The sequence below is a fragment of the Planotetraspora mira genome, assembly GCF_016863275.1.
GTDB lineage: Bacteria > Actinomycetota > Actinomycetes > Streptosporangiales > Streptosporangiaceae > Planotetraspora > Planotetraspora mira.
Map to the genome: position 1 here is coordinate 1 of NZ_BOOO01000024.1, position 19,127 is coordinate 19,127.

The following is a 19,127-nucleotide window of genomic DNA, read 5'->3' on the forward strand; positions in this document are numbered from 1 at the left end:
AGCCGTTGCAGTCGTAGATCTGCACCTTCGTGCCGTTGGCGCTGCTGGCGGCGGCCACGTCGAGGCACTTGCCGAGGGCGCGGATGGTGCCGTCGGTGCCGACGTTCCACGACTGGGCCGCGGTGCCGTTACACGTGTAGAGCTGGACCTGTGTGCCGTTGGCGCTGCTGGCGGCGGCCACGTCGACGCACTTGCCGCCGAGGCCGGTGATCTGGCCGGTCGCGGCCATCGCGGGGGTCAGGCCGGTCGCGATCAGGGGGAGTGACGCGACCAGGGTGCCGAGGAGCAGCCGGAGCCGGAGCCGGCCGGAGCGTTTGGGGTTCAAGGGGGGTGCCTCTTTTCTGAGAGGGGTCAACGCTTCGACTGCGAGATGGAGAAGAGGTGAGGGGTGAGGACCTCCCGGGGTCCGCCTTCCGTGGTGCCGGGTGGGCAGCCCCGGCAACTGTTAGGAAGGTTTCCTTATAATTACTGAGCCGTAGTTAACTCCGGCGAACCGGGATGAGTCAAGAGGCTGGTTGATGTTCGCGGAGCCGGGTGTCGACTCGAGCGTGGAGTCAGGCCTGGACGGTCCACTTCTGGTTGGAGCCGCCTGTGCAGTCCCAGATCTGGAGCGGGGTGCCGTCGGCCGAGCTGGGGCCGGTGGCGTCCAGGCACTTGCCGAGCGCGCGGAGCGTGCCGTCGGAGTTCGCGGTCCACGACTGGGCGGCCGAGCCGTTGCAGTCGTAGATCTGCACCTTCGTGCCGTTGGCGCTGCTGGCGGCGGCCACGTCGAGGCACTTGCCGAGGGCGCGGATCGTGCCGTCGGCGCCGACGGTCCATGACTGGGCGCTCGAGCCGTTGCAGGTGTAGAGCTGGACCTGCGTGCCGTTGGCGCTGCTGGCGGCCGCGACGTCGACGCACTTGCCGCCGAGACCCGTGATGGCCTTTCCGCCGGGTCCGGAACCACCGCCGGACGGGGTGCCGGCCCAGGTGAAGGTGGCCGAGGTCTTGGTGGGCAGGCTGTAGGTGAACGACTGGCCGCCCCAGTTGACCTTGACCGTCTGGGTGCTCCCCGTCGTGTTGTAGGCGATGAGCGCCTTGGACCCGTCGGGGTTTTTCCACGCCACGTTCTTCACCGCGGAGTTGGCGGTGGAGTCGATCCGGTACGCGCCGGGCCGTACGAACTTGGTGAGGTGGCCCATCGTGTAGTACTCGATCGTGTAGTCGACCTGGCCGCTCCGGCCGTCGCCGTTGTGGACGGTGATCAGGCCGGTGCAGGTGTCGCAGCCGCCGTTGTGCGGGCCGTGGTTCTGGTCGACGGCGAGGCTCCACTTGACCCAGCTACGGTCCCAGTTGCGGGTGTAGTCGATCAGGTTGTTCATGTCCTCGGTCTGCTGGTTCCCGATCCACGTCCCGCCCGAGTGCTCGGTCATGTACGCGTTGACCTGCGGGTACTGGTTGTGCACCGTCGTCTGGGTGGCGACGTCGCCGCCGTACCCGTGCCAGGCGATCCCGCCGAACAGCGGGTCGTTGCGGATGGCGGTGTCGGCGAGCAGCGGGGCGGCCCAGGTGTTGTAGGCGTCCCAGTTCCAGTCGTTGACGAGGGTCTTGGTGGTGATGCCGGCGTTGCGGAAGGCCGGCCACAGCGCGCTCTTGATGAAGTACTGGATGCCGGCGGTGTTCCACTGCATCGACGGGTACCCGGCGCAGCAGGTGGGCTCGTTCTGCACCGACACGTAGTCGATGGGCACACCCTGCGCCTGGTAGGCCTGGATGTACTTCGCGAAGTACTCGCCGTACAGGCCGTAGTACTGCGACTGGAGCCAGCCCTGGTTCAGCGAGTTGTTGTCCTTCATCCACGCGGGCGCGCTCCACGGCGAAGCCATGATCTTGAGCGCCGGGTTGAGCGCCTTGGCCTGCTTGGTCAGCGGCAGGACGTCGGCGAGGTCGTGGTTGATCGAGAATCCGTTGAGGTCGCAGCAGGTGTCGTCGAAGGAGTAGTTGTTCCTGGCGAGGTCCGAGGAGCCCAGCGGGTTGCGGATGAAGCTCAGGCCGATGCCGTTGACGGGGTCGAACAACTTCTGCATGACCGAGGTTCGGGTGCTCGCACTGAGTGCGCCGCTGCTGTTCATCAGCCACGCGGCGGTGTCGGTGAACGACGCTCCGCCGCCCTCGAACTGCTGGTAGGTCGTGTTCTCGTTGACGTTGATCGTCTGTGCCGCCCCGGGACTCGTGGCGGCGAAGGACACGGGCGTCTGCTGCTGGAGCCCTCTGGTGACGGTACGGCCTCCGGAGTCGGAGGTCGTGGTGAGCCAGACGTTGACGCTCTCGCCCGCGGCCTGGGCGGCGGGGGCGCCGACGACGGTCAGCGTGCCGGCGGCCGCCAGCAGAACGGCGGGCAGCGCAAGACGGAATCTTCGGAAGGGCATGAGCGGGGTCTCCCTCTGGGGGTGGAGTGAAGACCGCCCGTACGGGCCCTGCCCGGCAGCGCACTCGGCGTGACGTAAGTGATAACACGCTTGACACCGGTGTGCAACGGGTTGGCAACGGACAAGTGACGAAAAGATCCGCCGCCGTCAGGGGGCCTCGATGCCCCCGTCGGGGCGCCGCACCCGCGTCGACCAGCGCTCGTGCAGGTGGGTGAGCGGCGGATGCTCGGCCGCCAGCTTCTCGTCCAGGTCGATTCCCCAGCCTGGGGCCTGGTTCGGGTACAGGTAGCCGTTGACCGGGCCGAGCGTGCCGGGGAAGACCTCGTGGACGACGTCGGGATACACGTGGCCCTCCTGGATCTGGAAGGCCGGGGTCGTCACGTCCAGCGCCACGTTGGCGGCGGCGCCGACCGGGGAGACGTCGGCCGGCGAGTGCCAGGCCGTACCGACTCCGGTCAGCTCGCACAGCGCGACCAGCTTGCGTGTAGGGGTGGCGCCGCCCACCGCGGAGACGTGGAGCCGCAGCAGGTCGACGCCGCCGTCGCGGATCAGCCGCGCCGCGTCGGTGACCGAGCTGACCTGCTCGCCCGCCGCGATGGGCATCGGCGCGGCCGCGCGCACCTCGGGCAGGCGGTCGTAGAACTCCGGCGCGATCGGGTCCTCCAGGAAGAACAGCCGGTACGGCTCCAGCGACCTGGCCAGGGCGATGGCCTGCTTGGGGGCGAGCCGGGAGTGCACGTCGTGCATCAGGCCGGGCTCCTCGCCCAACTCGCGGCGGGCGCGTTCGAACAGCCCAGGGGTGTCGCGCAGGTAGCGCTGCACATCCCAGCCGTCGGGGTACGGCGAGCCGGGGTAGCCGCCGGGCGAACCGGGCGCGCCGTAGTGACCGAGCCCGGGGGCGCCCACCTGGAGCCGCACGTTCCGGTATCCGAGGGCCAGGATCGCCGCGGCCTCCTCGATCGTCTCCTCGGCCGTCGCCCCTCCCGCGTGCAGGTAGGTGTCGGCCGCGGCGCGCACCCGCCCGCCCCAGAGTTCGTGGACGGGCATGCCCGCACGCTTGCCGGCGATGTCCCACAGCGCCTGGTCGACTCCGGACAGGGCGCTGTTCAGGACCGGCCCGCCGCGCCAGTAGGACGAGAAGTGCACCATGCGCGTGATGTCCTCGATGTCGGCCGGATGGCGGCCGATCAGGAGGGGGCCGACGTGCTGGTCGACCGCGGCCGCCACGGCGTGGAAGCGCTGGGTGAACGTCGCGCAGCCCAGGCCGTACAGGCCGGGTTCGCTGGTGTCGACCCGTACGACGACCAGGGGCGGCCCCTCGGGAGCCGTCACGATCGCGCGGACCCGGGTGATCCGCAGGGCGTCCCGGTCCGGCCAGGGCGCGGGGAACTCGGGGGAGGGGAGTTCGGGCAACGGCGCCGCCGCCGTGACGTCCGCGACATGCTCGGTCATCGTGACTCCACTTGTAGCTCGGCGAAGAGGCTCATCCGGCTCTGCTGCCGGCACCTGAAGGCCGTCAACGTTCCCCCCTGTCCCGTTTACCGCTTGTCCCGTGTCCGCGCAAATCGTTTTGCGCTCGAGATCGCGAGTAGTTTTTCCCGCACTCCTCGCCTTGTCAACGGTCCGGTGTCGCGGTCCCGGTAGGGCGGACCCGGTGTGGCGGTCCGGTGCCGGGGAACCGGCCGGGCGGGTCCTTCGATTTCCGGGGGTGCTAGGCCCGGATTTATCCGAGATTTCTCGCACTGGATGTGTATTGTTGTGCTCGGAAAAGTCGTTTGGGAAGTTTTGGTCCACCCCAGGCCCAAGGCAGCCTGAGTAATAACCTTCTTCTGGAAGTCAGCCCTATGTAACTCCTGGTAGCGTGGGGCCCCTACCGCTTGCATTTAGTCGAGCGCCCGTTCGCATTGGTGTGGGATTATGAGCGCTACTGCAATGACGCAGTTCAACGTGGCATCGAACGTCACGGACCTTCGGGACGTTCCGCTGTCTCTCGTTCCCACTGCCGATGTCGACCGTATCCTTGGGCGTGTCCTTCCGGAGACCGTGGCCGTCGAGTCGGTCTCCGTGGCGGCTTTCAACTCCTCGATCTGACCACTAGGGGGCCGTCGTGAACGGGCCCTTCGTGCCATTCCGGCAATTCGTACTAAAAGTACACAGCCGGTGTGATCTAGCGTGCGACCACTGTTATGTATATGAGCATGCCGATCAGTCGTGGCAGGTGCGTCCAAAAGTCATATCGGACGAAACCGCTACTTGGTCGGCCAGCCGTATAGCGGAGCATGTCAAGCGGCACGGCCTTGAGCGCGTGCACATCGTGCTGCACGGCGGCGAACCGCTTCTCGCTGGCCGGGACAGGCTCAGGCGCATCATCGCCGAACTGCGCGGTCACCTCGACGCCTTGTGTGACCTTGATCTGCGGGTGCACACGAACGGCGTGCTGCTCGACGACCGTTACCTCGATGTCTTCGCCGAATACGACGTGAAGGTCGGCGTCTCCCTCGACGGCGATCGGGTGGCCAACGACAGGCACCGTCGCTATGCCGACGGCCGCAGCAGTTACGATCGCGTGATCCGGGCCGTCGAACTGCTGAGCAGGCGTCGCGAGGTGTATGCGGGTCTGCTGTGCACGATTGACGTCGCCAACGATCCGCTCGCCGTCTACCGGGCTCTGTCCGACCTGAACCCGCCCCGCATCGACTTCCTGCTCCCGCACGCGACCTGGGACACGCCTCCTCCGCGGCCGTCCGAGACCGCGTACGCCGACTGGCTCATCCGAATCTTCGATGCCTGGCTCGATGAGGGGGCCAGGGTGCCGGTGCGCATGTTCGAGTCGATCCTGCGCACCAGCCGGGGAGAATCCAGCCTCACGGAGTCGCTCGGTCTCGAGCCGGCCGACCTCGTCGTCATCGAGACGGACGGGGCCTACGAGCAGGCCGACTCCTTGAAGGTCGCCTTCGACGGGGCGCCTTCCACGGGGCTGAACGTCGTCAGCGACGACCTCGACACGGTGGCCGCGCATACCGGCATCCTGGCTCGGCAGCAGGGACTCGGCGGGCTGTGCGACACGTGCCGCGCCTGCCCGGTCGTCGACAGTTGCGGCGGCGGCCTGTACGCCCACCGGTACCGGACCGGATCCGCCTTCGCGAATCCGAGCGTCTACTCGGCCGACCTTCTCAAGCTCATCACTCATGTCAGGCACAGGACCGCCATGCCCGCGCACGCCCTGCCGTACGAGACGATCGAGGCCCTCGCCTGTGGATACGGCGACGACCACGACATGGAGCATCTCCTGGCGGGGCAGCGCACGCTGCGCCGCGGACTCCTGGCCGGCGTCCACGCCCAACGGTCCGCGGCCGACGGATGGGATCTGCTGACCAGGCTCGACGCGGAGCATCGTCCTGCCGTCGACGCGGTGCTCGACCACCCCTACGTCAGGGAGTGGGCCGCTCGGTGCCTGACCGGCGGCGGGAGCCCCGGCTACCTCGCGAACATCGCCGCGGCCGCCGCCGTCAGGGCGGGCGTCGACGCGGAGATCACGCTGCAGGATGTGGACGGGGTGTTCCACCTGCCGACCCTGGGCGCGTTCGAGGCGACGTCCGGCGCCGACGGCCGGTTGCTCGTGAAGGACGAGCGGTTCACGCTTGCGCGGACTCCGGACGCCGTCTGGCTTCCCGTACGGAAGATCGAGACCGGCGGCTTCACCGTCATCCTGGAGGACACCGATCCGCACCGTCACTGCCACGGTCATCTGGCGGCCGGGCGGCTGCCCGAGGAGGAGGCGGGCGCGTGGCAGCGGATGTTCACCGAGGCGTGGTCGCTGATCGAGTCCCATTACCCCCGCTACGCGCCGGGGTTGCGCGCCGCGCTGTCCACGGTGGTCCCCCTGGCTCCTCCGGAGGGCGGTGACGTCAGTTCGGCGGCGCGGCATGCGTTCGGCTCCGTCGCGATCGCGCTTCCCAAGGACCCGGCCACTCTCGCCCTCCTGCTGATGCACGAGTTCCAGCACGTCAAGCTGGGAGCGGTGCTCGACATGGTCGACCTGTACGACCAGGGGCACTCAGGCCTCTACTACGCGCCCTGGCGTCCGGACCTCCGTCCGCTCGAGGGCCTTCTGCAGGGCACGTACGCCCACCTGGCCGTCTCCGACTTCTGGAGAGTGCGGCGTGACAGCGTGCCCGGTGACACCGAGGTCCAGTTCGCGCTGTGGCGCAAGCACACCGCCGATGCGATCGACTCCCTCAACGGCTCGCAGGCGCTGACCCCGCTGGGCATGCGGTTCGTGGCCGGTATGCGGCGGTCCGTGGAGCCCTGGCTCGCCGAACCGGTCGCCGATGAGGCCATTGCCCTCGCCGCGGAACTGGCGCGGCGGCATCGGGCGGCTTCGGGCGCCCGGTAGGACTCACCACTTTTTCTGGAGTTTCACGATCGCGGCCTTTCCTCGCAAAGGCCGTGTTCTTATAGTGAATTCCGGAAGGAGGCGGATGACGACTCCCCAGTCCTCGGCTCAGCCCTCGGGGCCGTACTTCTTCCTGAGTTACGCGCACGTGCCGCCCTACGACCTCTCGGATGCCAGCGATCCCAACCAATGGGTGGAAAAGCTGTTCAAGGTGCTCTGCGAGCACATCATGCATCTGACCCGGGTGCCTGCCGGAGCGGCCGGGTATATGGACCGGGAATTACGCGTCGGTGACAACTGGCCCCAAACGCTCTCCGAACGCCTCTCAAGCTGCCGGGTCTTCGTGCCCCTGTACTCACCGCGCTACTTCGAGAGTGATCACTGCGGAAAGGAATGGGCGGCCTTTCTCGACCGGGCGCAGGGGCACACCGGGCCGGTGGCGATCCTGCCGGCCATCTGGGCCCCCATGCGGACGATGACCCTTCCGCGGGCGGCCCAGGCGATCCAGTTCAACCACGCGGACCTCGGCTCGCGATACGCGGACGAGGGCTTCTACGGGATCATGAAGCTCAGCAGGTATCGGAGCCAGTACCAGATGGCCACCATGGGCCTGGCGCAACGGATCATCGAAGTGGCGGAGACGTCGCCCATGCCGTACGGCAAGATCCGCGACTACACGGCCGTGCCCAGCGCTTTCACCGACCACACACCGGAGCGTCCGGTGACCGTCACCGTCGTCGCTCCCGACCTGCGCCATCTGCCCGAGGGTCGGGACGCCTACCACTACGGGCGCACGCCGTACGAGTGGGATCCGTTCCGCAGCCGCAACGGGATGCGCCCTCTCGCCGACTGCGCGGAGGATGTGGCACGTTCCCGCGGCTTCCTTCCCCATGTCGGCACCCTTGAGGATCACGGCGGCGAACTGGCGGCGGAGACGCCGCAGGCTCCGGGGGTGATGCTGGTGGACCCCTGGGCCACGACGCAGGAGGAGTGCCAGGAGTCGCTGCGGCCGGTGAACCGGCCGGGACGGCAGTGGATCTCCGTCATGGTGCCGTGGAACCGCGACGACCAGGAGACCGTCGAGCAGGAGCCTCGGCTGAAGGGACACCTCAGGGACGCCCTCGGGCACAAACTGGCGGAGCCGGCGGCCGAGACGGACGTGCGGAGCCTCGAGTTGTTCCGGAGCCTGCTTCCCGAGGCCCTGCACAAGGCGACCCAGCAGTACTTCAAGCACGCGCCCGCCTACCCCCCAGAGGGCGCGAGAGTCGACAGACCCCGGCTGGTCGGGCCAGAGGAGTAACGATGAGCGAGGGCCGGATCGTCACCTTCTACTCGTACAAAGGCGGCACCGGGCGCACGATGGCGCTGGCCAACACGGCGTGGATCCTCGCCAGCAGTGGCAAGCGGGTCCTGGTCGTCGACTGGGATCTCGAGTCGCCCGGATTGCACAAGTTCTTCCGACCGTTCCTCGACAACGGGACGGTGGCGACCACCTCCGGGGTCATCGACCTGATCACGACCTACCAGTGGGCGGCGATGAAGCCGGGGGCCCGCCCCCGCGAATGGCATCGGCAGTACGCCCGCGTGGAACCGCACGCCGTCTCGCTCGACTTCGAGTTCCCCGGCGAGGGCACCCTGGACTTCATTTCGGCCGGCCGGCAGAACCGTGACTACTCCTCCCTGGTCTCCGGGTTCGACTGGGACACCTTCTACGAACGCCAGGGCGGCGGACAGTTCTTCGACGCGCTGCGCGAGGACATGAAGGCCTGTTACGACTACACGCTCGTCGACAGCCGTACCGGGCTGAGCGACATCGCGGAGATCTGCACCATGCAGATGCCCGACGTCCTCATCGCGTGCTTCACCCTCTCCGACCAGGGCATCGACGGCACCTCGTCGGTGGCACGGCACATCGACGACCGTTACGGCGAGCGCAACATCCGCATCCTGCCTGTGCCGATGCGCATCGAGACGGGCGAGAAGGAGAAATGCGACGCGGGGCGCACCCTGGCCAAGCGCCGATTCGACAAGTTCCCGCGCGGGATGACCCAGGAGGAGATCGACCGGTACTGGGGCGCCGTGGAGATCCCGTACACGCCCTTCTACGCCTTCGAGGAGATCCTGGCCACCTTCGGCGACGAACCGGGCCGGCCGAGTTCCATGCTCGCCGCCTTCGAGCGGCTGACCGGCGTGATCACCGAGGGTGAGGTCGCCTCCTTCCCGCCGCTCGAGGAGTCCACGCGGATCCGCTATCTCGACACCTTCACGCGCCGCCACCCGACGCATCAGACCGACGTCTACCTCAGCTACACGTCGAAGGACCGGATGTGGACGGACTGGATCGCCGCGCTGCTCGATCGGTACGGCTACCGGGTGTCGCTGCGTGAGGTGGACTCCGACGAGGGCATGGACTTCGCGGGCGACTCCCCGCGTACGGTCGCGGTGCTCTCCGACGCCTACATCCGCTCCCCCCACAGCCATGAGGTGTGGCAGCGGCTCACGGAGGCGGAAGGCGCCGTCCGCGGCGAGCTGATTCCGATTCGGGTGTCCGAATCGCACTTCCCCTCGCCGTTCGGTGACCGTGCGCTCTCCGATCTCACCAGGATCGCGGAGCACACGGCCGCGGAGCGGGTCCTCAAGGCGTTCGGACGGACGGAAGAAGGGGCGGCACTGGACACGACGGGGCTGGGGGCCCGGTATCCGGGAAGCGTGCCCGCGGTCTGGAACGTCTCCGACCGCAACGCCGTCTTCACCGGACGGGGGGCCGTCCTCGACGAGTTGCGCACTCAGCTGGTGGGGGGCAGTTCCGCGGTGGTCCTCCCGCAGGCGCTCTACGGTCTCGGCGGGGTGGGCAAGACCCAGGTGGCGCTGGAGTACGCCCACCGATTCCGCGCCGACTACGACCTGGTCTGGTGGATCTCGTCGGAGGACCGCGAGCGCATCAACTCGGCGTTCGAGGAGCTCGCCCGGCAGTTGCACATCCCCGTCGCCGACAACATCGCGGAGGTCGTCGCCGCCGTCCGTGAGTCGCTGCGACTCGGCAATCCGTACGGCCGCTGGCTGCTGATATTCGACAACGCCGGCGACCCCGAGGATCTGAGGGGATTCTTCCCCGGCGGTTCCTCCGGTCACATCCTCATCACTTCGCGCAACCAGGCGTGGTCGGCCGTGGCGGCCCCTCTCGAGGTGGACGTCTTCAGCCAGGAGGAGAGCCTCGAGCACCTCAGCCGGCGGGTGCCCGGACTGGCTCCACCGGAGGCGATTCGTGTCGCCGAGGCTCTCGGCAACCTGCCACTCGCCGTCGAGCAGGCGGCGGCGTGGCTGGCGGAGACCGGCATCCCGGCCGTGACGTTCCTGGAACAACTGGAAACCGAGGCGGCCCGGGTGTTGTCCATGTCACAGCCGGCCGACTATCCACAACCGGTCGCCGTGACCTGGAACCTGTCACTCGGCCAACTCCAGGAGAGCTCGCCCGCCTCGGTGCGCCTCCTCCAACTGTGCGCCTTCTTCGCGCCGGAGCCGATCTCGATGCAGCTCCTCTACAGCGACGAGATGATGGAGTCGCTGCTGCCGTATGACGACACCCTGCGCGAGAAGCTCGTCCTCGGCCGTGTCATCCAGGAGATCGGCAGGTTCGCCCTGGCCAAGGCCGATCAGGGCAACAACACGATTCAGGTGCACCGCCTGGTCCAGGCCGTGATCCGGAGCCAGATGACGCAGGAGGAGCAGAACGAGGCCTGCCACGAGGTCCATCGCATCCTCGTCGGCGCGAGACCCCGCCAGGGTGACGTGGACGACCCGGAGAACTGGATCCGCTACGACCTGATCTGGCAACACCTTCAGCCGTCCCGGGCGACCGAGTGCACGGAGGAGGAGACCCGGCAACTGCTCACCGACCGCGTGCGGTACCTGTGGAAGCGCGGCGACTTCGACAGTGCTCTCGCGCTGGGCGACCGTCTCGCGAACTTCTGGGAGACGGTGTTCGGAATCCACGACAGGCAGCGGCTCCACCTGCTGTTCAACGTGGCCAATGTGAAGCGCTCGCAGGGCAAGTACGAGGAGGCGCGCGACCTCGACACGTGGGTCAGGGAGCAGCAACTGCAGGTCGTCGGGGAACGTCATCCGCACACGCTGCTCACCGCGGGAGGGCTCGCGGCCGACCTCCGCGGTCTGGGCGACTACCAGAACTCGCTGGACATGGACAAGGTGACCTACCAGCAGTGGAAGACGCTGTTCGGCCAGGACCACCCGCGCACCCTCGCCTCGGCCAACAACCTCGCGACGTGCTACCGGCTGGTCGGCGACGCCGTGAGCGCCCGCGACCTCGACCACGACACCCGTCAGCGCCGGAACCGGGTGCTCGGCCCGACTCATCCGTACACGTTGTTCTCCGCCGCTCAGCTGGCCCGCGACCTGCGTGAGATCGGCCTCTATCGCGATTCGGTGGACCTCCTGCGCACGACCCTGCAGCTCTATCGGGAGTCACTCGGCGAGTCCTTCGTCGACACTCTGCGGGCGGCCAAGAGTCTGGCCGTCTCGTTGCGGAGGGCGGGCGAGCAGACGGAGGCGTGGCAGTTGGCCAAGGACACCGAAGAGAGGTACATGCAGCGGTACGCGGGCACGCCGGACGCACTCGCGGCACGGCTTGAGCTCGCCTGCTGCATGTCCGCTTTGGGGGACAAGACCGGTGCGCGAGACCTGGCGGGGGAGATCGCCCGCATCTATCAGGACACTCTCGGCGAAAGTCACCCGGGAACGTATATCGCTCTGAACAACCTGGCGATCTACCTGCGTGGGACCGGCGAGAACGCCAGGGCGGAGAGCATCGCGAGGACGTCGCACGAAGGGCTGCACTCCCACCTGGGGGCGGATCATCCCTTCACCCTGTCGGCGGCGATCAACCTCGCCAACTGCCTGGGCGACGAGGAGCGCCTGGCGGAGGCCGAGGCGCTGGAACGCCGGACGCTCGGGGATCTGCGCGAAAAGCTGAGCGACACACATCCGGACACACTCGCCTGCGAGGCCAACCTGGCGGTGACTCTGCGGTCGAACGGGCAGGTCGCCCAGGCGGAGCAGTTGCGTGGCCGCCTACTCCCGGTCATGGGCCGGATCCTGGGCGACAACCATCCGACCTTGGCCTATCTCAAGGAGTGGCGGCGAATCAACAGGGACCTCGAGCCTCAGCCCTTCTGAGGTCAGGCGGCGGACAACCAGGTCAGTACGTCCGGCATGACGCGGAGGGAGCCGAAATGTGCGGCTCCTTCCTGGATGACCACGCGGGCCCCGGGGATCTGCCGGCCAAGCCAGCGAGAGTGGTCGACGGGGGAGAACACGTCCTCATCCCCGTGCCACAGCAGCGTCGGCACGGAGATGTCCGCCGGCTGGAAACCCCACGGGGAACTGAACGCGACGACGTCGTCGACCCACCCCCCGGCCGAGGTCCGTACGGCCTCCGCGAAATTGTGGGCGAGCATCAGGCGGATTCCGAAGTCCGCCATGACGTACCTGTCCGGCTCGGGGAGGTCGGCGTCGAAGGCGGGCACCATCCGGGTCGGATCCGCTCTGATCCGCTCCACCGTGGGGGAGAGCAGTTCCATCATCGCGGCGTGACCGGTCTCCGCGGCCTTGTGCTCGATCACGTTGGACGGCGTCATGCCGTTGAACCAGTCCAGCCCTTCCGCTTCCCGCGGCGCCAGGGTGACGAGAGCGGCCACCCGCGTCGTCCTCTCAGGTAACAGCCCGGCGCAGGCCAGCGCGTGCGGAGCCCCTCCGGAGCGGCCGATCACTGCGAAACAGTCGATGTCCAGGGCATCGGCGATCGCCTCCACGTCCGCGGCGGCGTCGGCGACGGCCCGGCCCCTTCTCCGGTCGGACAGGCCGTATCCAGGCCGGTCGTAGCTGATCAGCCTGATGCCGAGCCGATAGAGGACCGACGCGCGCGGAAACGGCCCCAGCCTGCTCCCCGGTGTGCCGTGCAACAGGAAGACCGGGCTCCCCTCTGGCTCTCCCCTCTCGTCGACTGCCAGCGTCCGTCCGTCATGAGCCTTCACGAACGTCGTCAAGGAACCTCCCCGTCTCCCGATCGCAATGTTCCCTTATAGGTGCCTTTCGTCATATAGCTATTTCTGACGAATATTCCTCACTGCAATGAAAGTGCTGGGAAAACTGGGGTGCGATGACATGAAACGTGATCGCCCGATTAGAGGAATTGCGCCATCGCCATTCCGGCCATTCCTTTAGCGTCCATGCGGAATGGCCGGAGGCCTCAGGCGGCGAACAGGAGCAGCAATCCCATCACGGTGTAGACGACCATCAGCACCAGCAGCGGGATCTGCCCGGCGACGGCGGTGCGCCGCGGGAGCAGCGCCAGCGCACGGTCGTGGGCCAGCACGGTTCCGAGCACGTGGCCGATGATGATGACCGTCACCTGGAGCAGGGCGATGCTCGCGGGGGTGTTGCCGAGGCCGCCGACCGTCCAGCCGGCCGTGCCCAGCCAGTCGGCGCCGGTGCCGAGGGGATCGGAGAGCAGCGCGATCGTCCGCTGTCCTTCGAGGAGGAAGAGCGTGTAGTAGTGCGCGACCAGATAGCCGACGGCGATCGGCACGATCGAGTGGGCGAGTTCGCCCGCCATGACGCGTGGCTCCGTCGCGCCCCGCCGTCCGGCCAGGGCGGTCGCGCCGAAGAATGCGGCGAGAACGAGGCCGATGACGACGACCAGGCCCGCCGTACCCATGACGGGCCCCGGCAGTGGGCTCTCCTGGACGAACCGCACCCAGGCCGGGGCGCCGGAGAGGCTGTCGTACATGGTGGACCCGAGGAGCACCACGACGAGCACCGGCAGACCGGGAGCCGGCCGTAACCCGGACATCCCGTCGAGGGAGTTCCGCCAGGCCACGACGCCGTCATCACGTCTCACCACGGGTGCGAGCCTGCCGATGAGGCCGCTGTAGGCCTCGAACGCGTCTCCCTTGTCGAACCAGCGGGCTCCGAAGACCACCGCCCCCGCCAGCATGAGCGCGGCGTACGCGCCCAGCCAGATTCCGATGACGGGCAGGGTGGCCCGGTCGGGGGCGACCAGTTCCAGCCACACGAACGCGAACAGCCCCGCGGCGGCGGGCCAGTAGCCGAGCCCTTCGGGCAGCGGCCGCAACCCGGCGTCGGGGTCACGCCGTAGCGCCCTGGACGCCAGTAGGTGCAGCGTCCGCAGCGGGTTGAGGGTGCGCCATACCGGCCCGAACAGCAGCGACGCGGGAATGAGGCCCACCCAGAACAGGACATAGAAGGCGCCGGCCGTCGGGTTCTCCACCTGGTCGGGACCGAAGACCAGGCCGATGCAGAAGTACGCGGCGACGACGAGCCCCGCCGTCCGCCAGATCCACGCCCAGGCCTGGGAGGAGACCGCCCGCTGGAACAGATCGGAGAACGGGCGGATCCGTGCGAGCGGCCCGCCCAGACGGGGCTCGGTCCACAACATGCCGAGGACCGCGAACGACACCAGCAGCGCGATGACCGCACCCGCGAGTGCGGCGGAGAACGGGATCGGCAGATCCTGACGGCCGCCGACGCCGTGAGCCAGGAGCACCACGCCGCCCTAGCGGACCGCGAGCTGGAACAACTGCAGGCCCGACTCGTGCGTCTCCACCTCGAACAGGCCGTCCTGGTCGGCGACGAACTCGATCGTCGCCGGTGTTCCCGGCTGCAGGCTCGCGGCCTTGTCGTAGCCGTGCACGTGCGCCTCGTCGGCCACGTCGCTGGTCACCGTTATCCGTACGGTCTGGCCCTTGGTCACGTCGATCCGGCCCGGGGGAGGAGTCACACTCTTCGCGGCGATCGTCACATTGATCTCCTTGACCCCCGCCACGGTGCTGGAGGCGGTGTCGGCGCTCGATCCGGAGCAGGCGGCGGCGCCCCCCAGCAGGCCCACGCCGAGCACGAGGCCGGTGAGCAGCGAACGGAAGCGGGCAGGGTTCGGCGTCATGACTGCTCTCCTGGGGGTGAAGGAGGGGGAATCTCTGTACTGGCGGAGGAGGTGGTTCAACGTCGCTTCGCGGTCTTGCCGCGTGGAGCCTTGCGCGGCGCGTCCATGCGCTGGGCCAGTGGTGATCTCCCAGGTGGGCCGGGGGTTCGGCGGGCAGGCGCGGCTCCACCGGGTGAGGGCCGCCGCGCGGCTCTGACCACCATGAAGCCCGTCCCCACGACGAGGACGGCGGGAATCAACCACACGAGCACACCGGTGCCGGAATCGTCCTGCGCAGCGGCCTGCGCCCCCACCGCAGGCGACGGACCGCCTGTGTCGCATCCGGTCTCCGGCACGCCCCGGGGGGTGCAGCCGGCCGACGGACTGGCGGACGTCGAGGTGCCGGCCGGGGGTGCGGCGGCCGACGTGTCAGCCGCCAGGAGCGAGGCGTCCGGCTGGTTGGCCGGGGCCTGCCAGCCCTTGGGAGCCGCCGTCATCTCGCCCTTGTACGTGAACCTGAGCTGCCCCTGGACGTGCTCCCCGTCCGAGGCGATCGTCATGTATTTCGCGGTGTAGACGCCTTGCTCGGGCCAGTACGCCACGGGGATCTTCGCGGGATAACCGGTGTGGTAGAGCTTCGGCTCCCAGACGCCGTCGATGAGGTGGTCCTCCCGGACCGGCTCGTCGAGCCGCTTGGGCTCATCCGTCAACCACTGGCGGTCGACCCGGACTCCGCTCGGCGTGGTGACCGTGAAGTACGAGTTGGGCGCGGGTGGCTCGGTGAAGTAGAGGAGGACCGACTCCATCGGCGCCTTGACCGTGCTGTCCTTGGCCGGGATCGACATCCCGAGCTGGCCGTGGGCCGCCGCAGGCGACGACATGGTGGTCATGGCGGCGCCGCTGACGAGCGCCGCGAGGATCATCAGGGAGAACCGGCCCAGCCGCCGGGGGCCGCGACCTGTGACTGGTGAGGGACAGGCCGATGCTGGCGAAGAACGCGTGACTTGGGACAAGCGCGGAGCCGATCCTTTCCGGTACCGAACACGTGCGCCGACCACGTCATACGTCGAGTTGTTCTCCCATGTCCGCCAGGTGCCGACCGGCGTACGCGAGAGACGCTTGGGGCCACATTGTCACCAGCAAGTTGATCGAGCGTCAACCCTCAGAAAACGGTGCGGGCCGGACACGTCGAGTGACGTGCCCGGCCCGCGAGGGCGAGGTTTACAGGAGCGATTTGTAGGTGTTCCAGCCGGTGCCGATCGTGGTACGGGTGCCGAAGCCGCCCGTGCCGTCGCCGGCCCACCGGTAGAGGTTGCCCGCGGTGTCGGTGGTCAGGAGGTCGTTCTTGCCGTCCTGGGTGATGTCGCCGATGCCGATGATGGCGTTGTAGGCGTTGAAGCCGGAGCTGATCTTGACTTTGGCGCCGAAGCGGCTGTCGCCGCCGGGGAGTCTCCAGAGGTCGCCCGCGGGGTCGCGGGCCACCAGGTCGCCTCTGCCGTCGCCGTTGAGGTCGCCGACGCCGACCATGGCGGTGTAGCCGCCCTGTCCGGAGCCGATCTTGATTCGGGCGTTGAAGGTGTTGTTGTTGTTGGCCGGGTAGAGCCACAGGTCGCCGGTGGTCTCACGGGCCACCAGGTCGGCGCGGCCGTCGCCGGTCAGGTCGCCGGGGGAGGTGAGCACGTTGTACTTGTTCCACCCGGTGCTGATTGAAAAGTACTCGTCGGAGGGGGAGAAGCCGATTCGAGCCGTTCTGCCCCAGTAGGCCCGCACCTCGCCGGCGGAGTCGCGGACCAGGATGTCAGCGAATCCGTCGCCGTTGAGATCGCCGATCGGCACCAGCGTGGACGAGGTCGGCCAGGTCGCGAAGACGCCGTCGTTGCGGAAACTCCCGTTCGACAGGCCCGTCCAGGCGTTGGTCGCGCCGTCCGGGCGGACGGTCATGAGGTCGGGGATGCCGTCACAGTCGTAGACGTGGGTCAGCAGCCGGCCGCACTTCACGGTGAGGGCCCTGCTGCCGATCTGCGCGGCGGTGGCCTTCCCGTCGTAGGTGACGGTGAGTTTCCAGATGTAGGGGCCGCTGGCGGCGAGGGCGCCGTTCGGGTCCCTGCCGTTCCAGGAGATCTTCAGGGGTTCGTGGCCGCGGGTGGCGCCGCCCTGGGACGTCGCCATCCGGTTGCCGGTGATCGTGGAGTAGACGTTCATTTCCCACGAGTCGACCGGGCGGGCCAACCACACGGACGGCTCCCAGTCGGCATCCGGGGACTCGGGCCCGGTCCGCGGCTCGATGAGGTCCAAGGAGTCCAGTTTGCCGACGACGGGGAAGGCGTTCGGCACTCCGTCCGCGCCGACGTGTACGCGCTGGTCGGCGTCGACCCAGGCGATGTGACCGCTGTACTTGTCCACCGCCCAGGTGATCCTGCGGTCGTCCGGCAGGCCGCCGTCAGCGAGGGGCGCGACGGTCCGTTCCGCGACCGGGGTGCCGGTGTGGAAGTCGGTCAGCTTGAGTTCGCCCGCCGTGCGGTCGTGCCGCACGACGTAACCGTCCCCGAGCATGGACTGCCCGGACGGCACCTCGAAGCCGCGGTTGTTCGTCAGGTCGTACACCCCGGCCTGCTTGCCCTCACCGCAGGACCAGTAGAGCCACCGGGCCGTCCCCTGCAACTCGGTGGGGACGCACGCCACACCGGTCGTCACCGTGCGAGTCGGCGCGCCTGGAGTGGTCGCGTCGATGGTCAGCTTCTCCGCCGTCAACGTCCCCGGCGTGCTCGCGGAAGCGCTCCACAACATGTCGTACCAGAGCGCCGCCGCCTGCACGGGGCGGCTGCGAACGATCTTGTTGTACTCCGGAGAGAGGACGTACTGCGTCTTCGGCGAGTCGCCGTCGACCACCACATAGTCGTAGGCCGCGTCCACGACCTGCCCACCGGATCCGGGCATGCTGGTGAGCCATTGAGAGGCCCCACGGGCCTCAAGGGTGGTCTCCCCATCCGGCCATATGGTCAGGAAGGAGGTGCCGTAGGAGTTGCCCTCCATCATCCGTACGCACTGCGAACCCGTCGCACACCTCACGATGGTGCCGGGAATTCCCGTGGCCACCTGCTCGGTGTCACCCGCGACCGGCACGGCCCCGATGCCCACGTCCTGCTTGCGCAGGCTGACCTGGTAGGAGGAGTCGTCCGCCAGGGTGAGATCGCCCCGGTAGAGGTCCAGTCCCAGCACATCGGCGGGCAGGGGAGACAGCGATTCGACGGCCTTCCGCTTCAGCGTTCCGTCGGCGCCTTCGGTGAAGCGATGAACCGCCCAGTCCTTCGCGGAGGAGCCCCCGACGATCAGGGCACTGTGATCAGCCACGAACAGCGGCAGCGTGGAGACGCTCGCCATGTGGTCGAGCACCTTGCTCGGCTGGCCGCCGTTCAGCGGCCAAGCCGTCACGCTCTCGTCGAATCTGTCGATCGGATCGACGGCCGGCTGCGCCATCAGCAGCGTGTCGCCGACCACTGAGATGGCGTTGGCGTTGGAGGGCAACGTGATGTCCTGCGCCGAAGCGGACAGATCGTCGCGAGGAATCCAGCGCACCGTAGTAGTTGTCCACCAAAAGATGCGTGTCTCGGTCAGCGCGACCCGCATCTGGTTCGTTCCCACCATTGCGGCAATCGGACCGATGGCCCCGGTGGTGGGGTCGAGCATGCCGATGCGGTAATCGCTGTCCTGCTGATACATGATCAGCGCGCCCTGATCGTCCGATGCGCGCGGGTCGATGGCCCCCGGGTTCAGTTTGGCGCCCGTCGGAAGCGTGATCGGCAGAGACTCCGTGGATCCCGGCTCCGTGCCGAGCAGCACGCCGGCGGCCGGAGTGGTGGGCGTCGCGCCGCGGACGGCCACCACCTTCCCGGCAGTTGTGCCGCGGACCCCGTACCCCGCCGGGAGCGGCATCTCGCGGCGTTCACCGGTGTGCGGGTCGAGCAACGTGTACGAGTCGGTTTCCGTCGTCCACAGGAGTATCTGATCACTGTCACTTTTGACAGGCCGTACGAGGGTGCTGGAAGGCAGCGACGTCAGGCCGGGCACCGACGCTGAAGCGCCGGTCGCGTAGTCGGTCCAGAGATAGCCGTCACGGCCCTCCTGCGTGTGGAGGAACCCGGTGACGCCGCCGGCCTTGGGGGTGTCCACCCTTGGCTTCGACCGGGTTTCAGGCTGGATCACGATTTCCTGGGTCTCCGCGGCCGCGGCGTGAGGCATGCTCACGGCGAGTGGCACCACGGCGGTTCCGAGCGCCAGCGCCATGGCCGCCATGCGGGCGGCGATGCGAGCCGTTGGTACGGAACGTCCTCGTCCGTGGGGTGATTCAGTCGACATGGTGGACCCG

At 68.2% G+C, this 19,127-nt stretch carries 12 protein-coding genes; 4 read left to right on the plus strand and 8 right to left on the minus strand.

Annotated elements, in window-relative coordinates:
- The 3 genes from Pmi06nite_RS22545 to Pmi06nite_RS22555 form a co-directional block, all read right to left on the minus strand.
- On the minus strand, positions 1-325 hold a 325-nt coding region (locus Pmi06nite_RS22545), incomplete at its 3' end, for a ricin-type beta-trefoil lectin domain protein (protein WP_239114122.1).
- A 229-nt stretch (positions 326-554) separates the two neighbouring features.
- Entirely contained in the window at positions 555-2,408 is a 1,854-nt protein-coding gene (locus Pmi06nite_RS22550) for a ricin-type beta-trefoil lectin domain protein (RefSeq protein WP_203955081.1), read from the minus strand.
- 147 nt (positions 2,409-2,555) lie between these two features.
- On the minus strand, positions 2,556-3,860 hold the full coding sequence (locus Pmi06nite_RS22555) for an enolase C-terminal domain-like protein (RefSeq protein WP_203955082.1): 1,305 nt from the start codon (positions 3,858-3,860) through the stop codon (positions 2,556-2,558).
- Positions 3,861-4,340: 480 nt separating this feature from the next.
- Between Pmi06nite_RS22555 and Pmi06nite_RS22560 the strand changes: the two genes are divergently transcribed.
- From Pmi06nite_RS22560 to fxsT, 4 genes are all read left to right on the plus strand, one after another.
- Positions 4,341-4,499: a hypothetical protein gene (locus Pmi06nite_RS22560; RefSeq protein WP_203955083.1), complete on the plus strand. Its 159-nt coding sequence runs from the start codon at positions 4,341-4,343 to the stop codon at positions 4,497-4,499.
- Between the two features lie 31 nt (positions 4,500-4,530).
- Positions 4,531-6,804 (plus strand): FxsB family cyclophane-forming radical SAM/SPASM peptide maturase, encoded by a 2,274-nt coding sequence (locus tag Pmi06nite_RS22565; protein WP_239114152.1) that lies wholly within the window; start codon positions 4,531-4,533, stop codon positions 6,802-6,804.
- Between the two features lie 85 nt (positions 6,805-6,889).
- A complete protein-coding gene (locus Pmi06nite_RS22570) occupies positions 6,890-8,104 on the plus strand; it encodes a TIR-like protein FxsC (protein ID WP_203955085.1) in 1,215 nt (404 codons plus the stop codon).
- A gap of 2 nt (positions 8,105-8,106) precedes the next feature.
- A complete protein-coding gene (fxsT, locus tag Pmi06nite_RS22575) occupies positions 8,107-11,997 on the plus strand; it encodes an FxSxx-COOH system tetratricopeptide repeat protein (protein WP_203955086.1) in 3,891 nt (1,296 codons plus the stop codon).
- A 2-nt stretch (positions 11,998-11,999) separates the two neighbouring features.
- Here fxsT and Pmi06nite_RS22580 read toward each other — a convergent pair whose 3' ends face one another.
- The 5 genes from Pmi06nite_RS22580 to Pmi06nite_RS22600 form a co-directional block, all read right to left on the minus strand.
- On the minus strand, positions 12,000-12,866 hold the full coding sequence (locus Pmi06nite_RS22580; RefSeq protein ID WP_203955087.1) for an alpha/beta fold hydrolase: 867 nt from the start codon (positions 12,864-12,866) through the stop codon (positions 12,000-12,002).
- Positions 12,867-13,069: 203 nt separating this feature from the next.
- Complete coding sequence (locus Pmi06nite_RS22585; protein ID WP_203955088.1) at positions 13,070-14,389, minus strand: hypothetical protein; 1,320 nt, start codon at positions 14,387-14,389, stop codon at positions 13,070-13,072.
- A gap of 6 nt (positions 14,390-14,395) precedes the next feature.
- On the minus strand, positions 14,396-14,782 hold the full coding sequence (locus Pmi06nite_RS22590) for a cupredoxin domain-containing protein (RefSeq protein ID WP_203955089.1): 387 nt from the start codon (positions 14,780-14,782) through the stop codon (positions 14,396-14,398).
- 56 nt (positions 14,783-14,838) lie between these two features.
- Positions 14,839-15,684, minus strand: coding sequence for a copper resistance CopC family protein (locus Pmi06nite_RS22595; protein WP_203955090.1), 846 nt, complete (start codon positions 15,682-15,684; stop codon positions 14,839-14,841).
- A gap of 298 nt (positions 15,685-15,982) precedes the next feature.
- The gene (locus tag Pmi06nite_RS22600) at positions 15,983-19,054 is read right to left on the minus strand and encodes an FG-GAP repeat domain-containing protein (RefSeq protein WP_203955091.1); all 3,072 of its coding nucleotides are present in this window, start codon (positions 19,052-19,054) and stop codon (positions 15,983-15,985) included.
- Positions 19,055-19,127: the final 73 nt, after the last annotated feature.